Consider the following 8,778-nt stretch of genomic DNA (forward strand, 5'->3'; position numbering starts at 1 on the left):
CTGGTGCCGGAGCGTGCCCCGGTGCGAGCCGCACGCGATGGACAGGGCCTCGCCCTCCAGCGCCGCCCCGTGGCGCAGCGACGCGACGGCCTGGAACGGCTTCAGCGTGGAGCGCGGGTAGATCAGCGCGTCCGCGGGGCCGAGCCCGGCCAGCACCCGCCCGTCCGGGCCGGTCACGACGGCGGCGCCCGCCGTCCGGGACTCGACGAAGCCGTTGCGGACGGTCTCCACGAGCTCGACGGCGTCGGACAGGGCGAAGGTCTCGCCCGCGGGGGCGACGGTGGCGTGGGTCATGCGGTCCAGGGTAGCGAGGGCCCCGGACGCGCCGGGCGTCCGGGCCGGTGGGCCGGGTCGGGGACGGCGGCATCACCGGCTCACTCCGCGGAGAGCCGCCCGTCCACCATGGTCAGGGTGCGGTCCGTGGCGGAGAGGAACTCGTGGTCGTGCGTGACCATGAGCGTCGCCACCTGCTCCTCGCGGGTCAGCGTGCCCAGCAGGTCCACGACGGCGGCCGAGCGCTCGCGGTCCAGCGCGGAGGTGGGCTCGTCCACGAGCAGCAGCGTCGGGGAGGCCATGAGCGCGCGCACGATGTTCACGCGCTGCCGCTGGCCGCCCGAGAGCTGGTGCGGGCGCTTGCCGGCCTGGTCGGCCAGATCCACACGCTCGAGCAGCTCCAGGGCCCGGGCCTTGGCGGCCCTGCGGTCGGCGCGGGTGGCGTCGCGGTCCAGGTGCACGGTCAGCTCGAGCTGCTCGGCCGCGGTGAGGGACGGGATGAGGTTCGGCTGCTGGAAGATCATGCCGATCTCCTGGCCGCGCAGCGCGGTGCGCTCCTTCCGGGACAGCCCGGCCATCTCGCGACCGGCCACGGACACGCTGCCGGAGGTGGGCGTCACGAGGCCCGCGGCCACCGCCAGCAGGGAGGACTTGCCCGAGCCGGACGGGCCGACCATCGCGGTGAAGGTGCCGGGGAGCAGGTCCAGGAGCCCCCACGCTCGGTCCCGTCCCCGCCGTCCTCCTGGAGAGGACGTCGGCGCGGGTGCTCGTGGGGCCCGGCAGCCCGCCGTCGTGATGCCAGGGGCCGCCCGACCGGGCCGGCCGCCAACCGTCAAGAAATCGACCGGCAGACCGCCCGCGCGTGAAGCGCGGGGTGCCACGGCTGCCACAGAAGGGAACGTCATGCCCGTCGTGACCATGCGCCAGCTCCTCGACTCCGGTGTCCACTTCGGCCACCAGACCCGCCGCTGGAACCCCAAGATGAAGCGCTTCATCTTCACCGAGCGCAACGGCATCTACATCATCGATCTCCAGCAGTCGCTGTCCTACATCGACCGCGCCTACGAGTTCGTCAAGGAGACCGTCGCCCACGGCGGCACCATCCTGTTCGTCGGCACCAAGAAGCAGGCCCAGGAGGCCATCGCGGAGCAGGCCGGCCGCGTGGGCATGCCCTACGTGAACCACCGCTGGCTCGGCGGCATGCTGACCAACTTCTCCACCGTCTCCAAGCGCGTGCAGCGCATGAAGGAGCTCGAGGAGATCGACTTCGAGGACGTGGCCGGCTCGCAGTTCACCAAGAAGGAACTGCTGCTGCTCAACCGTGAGCTCGAGAAGCTGCAGGCCAACCTCGGCGGCATCCGCAACATGGCCAAGACCCCCTCCGCCGTGTGGGTCGTGGACACCAAGAAGGAGCACCTGGCCGTCGACGAGGCCCAGAAGCTCGGCATCCCGGTCGTCGCCATCCTGGACACCAACTGCGATCCGGACGAGGTCGCCTACCCGATCCCGGGCAACGACGACGCCATCCGCTCCGTGAACCTGCTGACCCGCGTGGTCGCGGACGCCGTCGCCGAGGGCCTGATCGCCCGTCAGGGCGGCAAGTCCGGCCAGGCGGCCGCCGAGCCGATGGCCGAGTGGGAGCGCGAGCTGCTCGAGCAGCACAACGCCCAGCAGGCCGAGCAGGCTGAGCAGGCCGAGGCCCCCGCCGCCGAGGCGCCGGCCGAGCAGGCCGAGGCCCCCGCCGCCGAGGCCGCCCCGCAGGGCGAGTGATCCCGGCCGGTCCGTCCGCCCGGCCCCACCCGGCCGGGCCGACGGGCCGGTTCAGACCCCGAACATCCCGCACAACCCACACCACGGGAAGGACCGAACGAGCATGGCGAACTACACCGCTGCTGACATCAAGGCCCTGCGCGAGCGCACCGGCGCCGGCATGATGGACGTGAAGAAGGCTCTGGACGAGGCCGACGGCGACGCCGAGAAGGCCATCGAGATCATCCGCGTGAAGGGCCTCAAGGGCGCCACCAAGCGCGAGGGCCGCTCGGCCGCCGAGGGCCTCGTGGCCGCGACCGTCGAGAACGGCGTCGGCGTCATGATCGAGCTCAACTGCGAGACCGACTTCGTGGCCAAGGCCGACAAGTTCATCGCCCTGGGCGACGTGGTGCTGCGCGCCGCCGTCGCCTCCGGCGCCACCGACGTCGACGGCCTGCTGGCCTCCGACTACGAGGGCCGCACCCTGGGCGACTACGTGACCGAGGAGGGCGCCCTGCTGGGCGAGAAGGTGGCCGTGCGCCGCCTGGCCCGCGTGGAGGGCGCCTACGTGGACGCCTACCTGCACAAGACCTCCAAGGACCTGCCGGCCCAGGTGGGCGTGCTCCTCGCCGTGGACGCCGACTCCGCCGAGGCCAAGACCGCCGCGCACGACATCGCCGTGCACGTCGCGGCCTACTCGCCCACGTACCTCACCCGTGAGGACGTGCCGGCCGAGACCGTCGAGAACGAGCGTCGCATCGCCGATGAGACCGCCCGTGCCGAGGGCAAGCCGGAGCAGGCCCTGCCGAAGATCGTGGAGGGCCGCCTGACCGGCTTCTTCAAGGAGATCGTGCTCGTGGACCAGCCGTTCGCGAAGGACCCGAAGCAGACCGTCGGCAAGGTCGCCTCCGACGCCGGCACCAACGTCACCGGGTTCGCCCGCTTCCGCGTCGGCAACTGACCGCCGCACCCGGACCGGCCGCTCCCGGTCCACGCCCCGCGGGGGCGTAGGATCGGGAGCGACCCGAGGTCCACTCCGGCGCCGGATGGCGCCGACGACCATCGCATGACGGGGTGGCCGCCCCGACCGGGCGGCCACCCCGTCCGCGTGTCCGCCCCCGGGACGGCCGTCCCCGGCCCGACCCCCCACCGACCAGGAGATGCTTCCCATGGAGACGAACCGCGCCCCCGAGGACCCGACCACCGCCCACGCCCCGCAGACCTCGGACGACACCGGCCGCCGTCGCGTGCTCCTCAAGCTCTCGGGCGAGGTGTTCGGCGGCGGCAAGATCGGCGTGGACCCGGAGACCGTCCGCGGCATCGCCGAGCAGATCGCCGCCGCGGCGGACCAGGTGGAGATCGCGATCGTCGTCGGCGGCGGCAACTTCTTCCGTGGCGCCGAGCTGTCCGAGAACGGGATGGACCGCCGTCGGGCCGACTACATGGGCATGCTCGGCACCGTGATGAACTGCCTGGCCCTGCAGGACTTCCTCATCCAGGCCGGGGTCACCACGCGCGTGCAGTCCGCCATCCACATGGAGCAGGTGGCGGAGTCCTACATCCCGCTGCGCGCCATCCGCCACATGCAGAAGGGCCGCGTCGTGATCTTCGGCGCCGGCACCGGCCTGCCCTACTTCTCCACGGACACCGTGGCGGCCCAGCGCGCCCTGGAGGTCGGGGCAGACGAGGTCCTGATGGCCAAGTCCGGCGTGGACGGCGTCTACACCGCGGACCCCAAGAAGGACCCCACCGCCGAGCGCCTCACGCACCTGACCTACGATGAGGCGCTGCTGCGGAACATCCGCGTGATGGACCTGACCGCCATGACCATGTGCAAGGACAACGACCTGGACATGCGCGTGTTCGGCATGGAGGGCCCGGGCAACGTGACCCGCGCCCTGCTCGGCGAGCCGATCGGGACCACCGTCACCGTCTGAGGCCCGCCGCGTAGGATGGCGGCAGACCTGATCCACCACACCGAGGAGACACCGTGATCCAGGAGACCCTGCAGTCCGCCGAAGAGCAGATGGACCGCACCATCGAGGCCACGCGTGAGGACTTCGCCTCCGTGCGCACCGGCCGCGCCAACCCGGGCCTCTACTCCAAGGTGATGGTCGACTACTACGGCTCGTTCACCCCGCTGCAGCAGCTGGCGTCCTTCACCACCACGGACGCCCGCACGCTGCTCATCACGCCGTTCGACCAGTCGGCCCTGCGCAACATCGAGAAGGCCCTGTCCGAGTCCGAGGTCGGCGCGAACCCGTCCAACGACGGCAAGGTCATCCGCATCGTGATGCCGGAGCTGACCGCGGAGCGCCGCAAGGAGTACGTGAAGCTGGTCAAGTCCAAGGCGGAGGAGCACAAGATCTCCGTGCGCAACGCCCGTCGCAAGGCCAAGGAGGCCATGGACAAGGCCGTCAAGGACGGCGAGGTCGGCGAGGACGAGGGCGCCCGCGGCGAGAAGGAGCTGGACGCGCTCACCAAGCGCCACGTCGAGCTCATCGACGAGATGGCCAAGAACAAGGAGCAGGAGCTGCTGGAGGTCTGAGCCTCCCGCCGTCCGCGCTCGTCCCATGACCTCCGCCGTGCCCACCTCGCCCGCACCCCCGCGCGGCGGCCGCGACCTCAAGTCCGCCGTCCTCGTGGGGGTGGGGCTGCTGGCGACGGCCCTGGTCGGCCTCTTCTGGCTCGACTGGCTGCTGGTCGTGCTCGTGGTCGCCCTGCTGGTCGGCGCGGTGTCCGAGATCGCGACGGCGGTACGCGGCATCGGCCTGGACGTGCCGCGGCCCCCGCTCTGGGTGGCCGCGGCGGTCCTGCCGCTCACCGCGTGGCGGTGGGGGGTGCCCGCGCTGTTCATCGCCCTGGTGGCATGCCTGGCGCTGGTGGCCGTGTGGACGGCGCTGACGCGCCGGCGCCCGGCGGGCCAGTTCATGCTCGCGGGCGTGTTCATCGTGCTGTGGGCGCCGTTCCTGCTCTCCTTCGCCGCTGCGCTCCTGGACGAGCCGCTGGGGCACCGCATGGTGGCGATCCTGCTGCTGATGGTGGTCTCCAACGACACGTTCGGCTACATCGTGGGCTACCGCCTCGGCCGCACCCCGATCGCCCCGCGCATCAGCCCCAAGAAGTCCTGGGAGGGCCTGGCCGGCTCCCTGGCGGGCTCGGTGCTGGTGGGCGTCGTCGCCGTCCCCCTGCTGGTCGGCCAGCCGTGGTGGATCGGCGCCGTCCTCGGCGTGACCACCGTCGCCGCCGCCACCGCGGGGGACTTCTCCGAGTCCATGGTCAAGCGTGAGCTCGGCATCAAGGACATGTCCTCCGCCCTGCCCGGCCACGGCGGCGTGATGGACCGCCTGGACTCCCTCGTGTTCGCCTCGCCGGTGGCCTACACCGTGCTGGCGCTGCCCCTGACCTGATCCACCCCTCGACCCGGCACGTCCGGGACCCGCACCGCAGGAGACGCCCATGACCCCCCGCACCACCCCGGACGCCGAGCCGGTCTTCGAGCTCGTCGAGCAGGACGAGATCGGCTACGAGACCACCCACGTGGACGCCTTCATGGCGCGTGCCCGTGAGGCACGCGACGGCGGTGCCCCGCTGACGGCGGAGGAGGTGCGCCAGGCCCGCTTCGCGACCGTCAACGGCGGCTACGCCACGGACGAGGTGGACGACGAGCTGGACCGCCTCGAAGAGGAGCTGGCCGCCGCCGAGCGTCAGGCCTTCGTCGCCGAGCGCGGGGACGAGGACTGGGCCGCAGACCTCGAGGAGCGCGTGGCCGAGCTCGTGGCCCGTGCCGACCGGGCCCCGGCGGAGCGCTTCCGCCGCCCCTCCCGCGCGGACGCCGTGAGCTACGACGTGGACCAGGTGGACGCGCTCGTGGACCGCCTGCGCGTCACCCTGGCCGGTGCGGAGGACTCGACGGATCCCGACGCCGAAGGCGGGCTGACCGCGGACGACGTGCGCCGCGCGGCGTTCAGCGAGGCCGAGGGTGCCGCCGGCTACGAGGAGGGCCAGGTCGACGCCTACCTTGACGCCGCCGTCGACGTGCTGCTGCGCCGCGCCTGACACCCGGCCCTCGCGCGGCGGCCCCGGGAGAGTGGCGCAGATCACACTGAAGTGATTACAATCACACCACCGAGACGCCGCGCGCTCCACCCCTGCTCGCGCATGCGTACAACTCCCTCGCCCCGCACCGTGGGCGTCGATCGGAAGGCAGTGCAGTGACCCTCGTGGACCACACCCGTCCCACCGGCGGCCGATCCGCCGGCTCTCCGCCCCCGGCGGGCCCGGCTGAGGCCGTGATGCTCCAGGTGCTCGACGCGGAGGGCCGCCGCCGTCCGCAGCCGGAGCTCGCCCCGTGGATCGAGGACGTCGACGCCGACGCCCTCGCCGCGCTGTACCGCCAGATGGCCGTGGTCCGGCGCCTCGACGTCGAGGCCACGCACCTGCAGCGTCAGGGCGAGCTGGCCCTGTGGCCCCCGCTGCTGGGCCAGGAGGCCGCCCAGGTGGGCTCCGCCGTCGCGCTGCGCCCGGACGACTTCGTCTTCCCGTCCTACCGCGAGAACGGCGTGGCCCTGCTGCGCGGCGTCCCCGCGCTGGACCTGCTGCGGGTGTGGCGCGGCTCCACGTTCTCGAGCTGGGACCCGAACGAGACGCGCGTGGCCACCCAGCAGATCATCATCGGCGCGCAGGCCCTGCACGCCGTCGGCTACGCGATGGGCGTCCAGCGGGACCAGGCGGACGTCGCCACGATCGTCTACTTCGGCGACGGCGCCACGAGCCAGGGAGACGTCAACGAGGCCATGGTCTTCAGCGCCTCGTACCAGTCGCCCGTGGTGTTCTTCTGCCAGAACAACCACTGGGCCATCTCCGAGCCCGTGCGCCTGCAGACCCGCCGCAGCATCGCGGACCGCCCGTGGGGCTTCGGCATCCCGTCGATGCGCGTGGACGGCAACGACGTCCTGGCCGTGCTCGCCGCGACCCGCGCCGCCGTCGAGCGCGCGGCCGACGGGGGCGGTCCCACCTTCATCGAGGCCGTCACCTACCGCATGGGCCCGCACACCACCGCGGACGACCCCACCCGCTACCGGGACGACGCCGAGCTCGAGGCCTGGAAGGCCCGTGACCCGTTGACCCGCGTGGAGGCGCACCTGCGCACCCTCGATGTGGACGTGGACGCCGTGCTCGCACAGGCCCAGGCCGAGGCCGACGAGCTGGCGGCCGAGGTCCGCCGCGCCCTCGAGGCGCTCGAGGAGGACGGCGCGGACAGGCTCTTCGACGAGATCTACGCTGAGCCCCACCAGGAGCTCGAGCGGCAGCGCCGCGAGCACGCCCTCTACCTGCAGCAGTTCGACGACGAGGAGGCGGGCGCGTGAGCGAGCGCATGACCTTCGGCCGTGCGATCAACCGCGGCCTGCACCGTGCCCTGGCCGACGACCCCAAGGTCCTGCTCATGGGCGAGGACATCGGCGCCCTCGGCGGCGTGTTCCGCATCACCGACGGCCTGCAGGCCGAGTTCGGCGAGGACCGGGTGCTCGACACCCCGCTGGCCGAGTCCGGCATCGTGGGCACGGCCATCGGCCTGGCGATGCGCGGCTACCGGCCCGTCGTCGAGATCCAGTTCGACGGCTTCGTGTACCCGGCGTTCGACCAGATCGTGGCGAACCTGGCCAAGCTGCGTGCCCGCACCCGCGGCGCCGTGCCGATGCCGGTCACCATCCGCATCCCCTTCGGCGGCGGCATCGGCTCCCCGGAGCACCACTCCGAGTCGCCCGAGGCCTACTTCCTGCACACCGCGGGCCTGCGCGTGGTCTCCCCGTCCTCCCCACAGGAGGGGTACGACCTCATCCGCGCCGCGATCGCCTCGGAGGACCCGGTGGTCTACCTCGAGCCCAAGCGTCGCTACCACGACAAGGGCGACGTGGACCTGGACGTCGCGATCCCGCCGATGAGCCCGGCCCGCATCCTGCGCGAGGGCCGTGACGCCACGCTCGTGGCCTACGGCCCGCTCGTGAAGACCGCCCTGCAGGCCGCCGAGGTGGCGGCCGAGGAGGGCGTCGAGGTCGAGGTGGTCGACCTGCGCAGCCTGTCCCCGCTGGACACCGGCCTCGTCGAGTCCTCGGTGCGGCGCACCGGCCGGCTCGTCGTGGCGCACGAGGCCTCCCGCACCGGCGGCCTCGGCGCCGAGCTCGTGGCCACGGTGGCCGAGCGCGCGTTCCACTGGCTCGAGGCCCCGCCGGTGCGCGTCACCGGCATGGACGTGCCCTACCCGCCGTCCAAGCTCGAGCACCTGCACCTGCCGGACCTCGACCGCATCCTCGACGGCCTGGACCGTGCTCTGGGCCGACCGAATTCGCTGGACTCCGTGGACGCGTTCGCCGCCCCCGAGACCGCCGAGCAGTTCCTCGCGGCCCAGAACGCCGGGGAGGAGACCCGATGAGCCAGAAGACCTTCCGCCTGCCCGACCTCGGCGAGGGCCTGACCGAGTCCGAGATCGTGACGTGGCGCGTGGCCGAGGGCGACGCGGTGAGCGTGAACCAGGTGCTCGCCGACGTCGAGACGGCCAAGGCCGTGGTCGAGGTCTCGAGCCCGTTCGCGGGCGTCGTCGCGGCCCTGCACGGCGCCGAGGGTGAGACCCTCGAGGTCGGTGCGCCCCTGGTGACCTTCACCCTCGAGGGCGCCGAGCCCGACGTCGGCGGGCCCGCCGAGGGTGACGGCCGCGTGCCCACCCTCGTCGGCTACGGCGCCGCGCCGGACAGATCA

The 8,778-nt window shown here is 72.6% G+C and carries 11 protein-coding genes; 9 read left to right on the top strand and 2 right to left on the bottom strand.

The features are described 5' to 3' along the window. Both D8M29_RS05680 and D8M29_RS05685 read right to left on the bottom strand, forming a co-directional pair. Positions 1 to 294, bottom strand: a 294-nt coding sequence (locus tag D8M29_RS05680) for an asparaginase (protein ID WP_148111526.1), incomplete at its 3' end; no start/stop codon positions are given. An 80-nt stretch (positions 295 to 374) separates the two neighbouring features. Beyond that, complete coding sequence (locus tag D8M29_RS05685; protein ID WP_370450149.1) at positions 375 to 1,070, bottom strand: ABC transporter ATP-binding protein; 696 nt, start codon at positions 1,068 to 1,070, stop codon at positions 375 to 377. Positions 1,071 to 1,176: 106 nt separating this feature from the next. Here D8M29_RS05685 and rpsB point away from each other — a divergent pair, with 106 nt between their 5' ends. The 9 genes from rpsB to D8M29_RS05730 form a co-directional block, all read left to right on the top strand. After that, entirely contained in the window at positions 1,177 to 2,043 is an 867-nt protein-coding gene (gene rpsB / locus D8M29_RS05690; RefSeq protein ID WP_061866738.1) for a 30S ribosomal protein S2, read from the top strand. Between the two features lie 103 nt (positions 2,044 to 2,146). Continuing rightward, positions 2,147 to 2,983, top strand: a complete 837-nt coding sequence (gene tsf / locus D8M29_RS05695; RefSeq protein WP_061866737.1) for a translation elongation factor Ts — start codon at positions 2,147 to 2,149, stop codon at positions 2,981 to 2,983. Positions 2,984 to 3,191: 208 nt separating this feature from the next. After that, positions 3,192 to 3,959 carry a UMP kinase gene (gene pyrH, locus D8M29_RS05700; RefSeq protein ID WP_002857706.1) on the top strand — a complete coding sequence of 256 codons (768 nt, stop codon included), beginning with the start codon at positions 3,192 to 3,194 and terminating at the stop codon, positions 3,957 to 3,959. 53 nt (positions 3,960 to 4,012) lie between these two features. Beyond that, on the top strand, positions 4,013 to 4,570 hold the full coding sequence (gene frr, locus D8M29_RS05705) for a ribosome recycling factor (RefSeq protein WP_002857704.1): 558 nt from the start codon (positions 4,013 to 4,015) through the stop codon (positions 4,568 to 4,570). A 25-nt stretch (positions 4,571 to 4,595) separates the two neighbouring features. Continuing rightward, a complete protein-coding gene (locus tag D8M29_RS05710) occupies positions 4,596 to 5,432 on the top strand; it encodes a phosphatidate cytidylyltransferase (RefSeq protein ID WP_061866736.1) in 837 nt (278 codons plus the stop codon). Positions 5,433 to 5,481: 49 nt separating this feature from the next. Then, positions 5,482 to 6,081: a DivIVA domain-containing protein gene (locus tag D8M29_RS05715; protein ID WP_049147668.1), complete on the top strand. Its 600-nt coding sequence runs from the start codon at positions 5,482 to 5,484 to the stop codon at positions 6,079 to 6,081. 155 nt (positions 6,082 to 6,236) lie between these two features. Continuing rightward, positions 6,237 to 7,391 carry a pyruvate dehydrogenase (acetyl-transferring) E1 component subunit alpha gene (gene pdhA, locus D8M29_RS05720; protein ID WP_061866735.1) on the top strand — a complete coding sequence of 385 codons (1,155 nt, stop codon included), beginning with the start codon at positions 6,237 to 6,239 and terminating at the stop codon, positions 7,389 to 7,391. Between the two features lie 8 nt (positions 7,392 to 7,399). Beyond that, the gene (locus tag D8M29_RS05725; protein WP_044659478.1) at positions 7,400 to 8,455 is read left to right on the top strand and encodes an alpha-ketoacid dehydrogenase subunit beta; all 1,056 of its coding nucleotides are present in this window, start codon (positions 7,400 to 7,402) and stop codon (positions 8,453 to 8,455) included. Further along, a partial coding sequence (locus D8M29_RS05730; protein WP_305034216.1) for a biotin/lipoyl-containing protein occupies positions 8,452 to 8,778 on the top strand: 327 nt, incomplete at its 3' end. The genes D8M29_RS05725 and D8M29_RS05730, both read left to right, overlap by 4 nt.

Source organism: Micrococcus sp. HSID17227, assembly GCF_003989405.1.
In the GTDB taxonomy this organism is placed as follows: domain Bacteria; phylum Actinomycetota; class Actinomycetes; order Actinomycetales; family Micrococcaceae; genus Micrococcus; species Micrococcus luteus.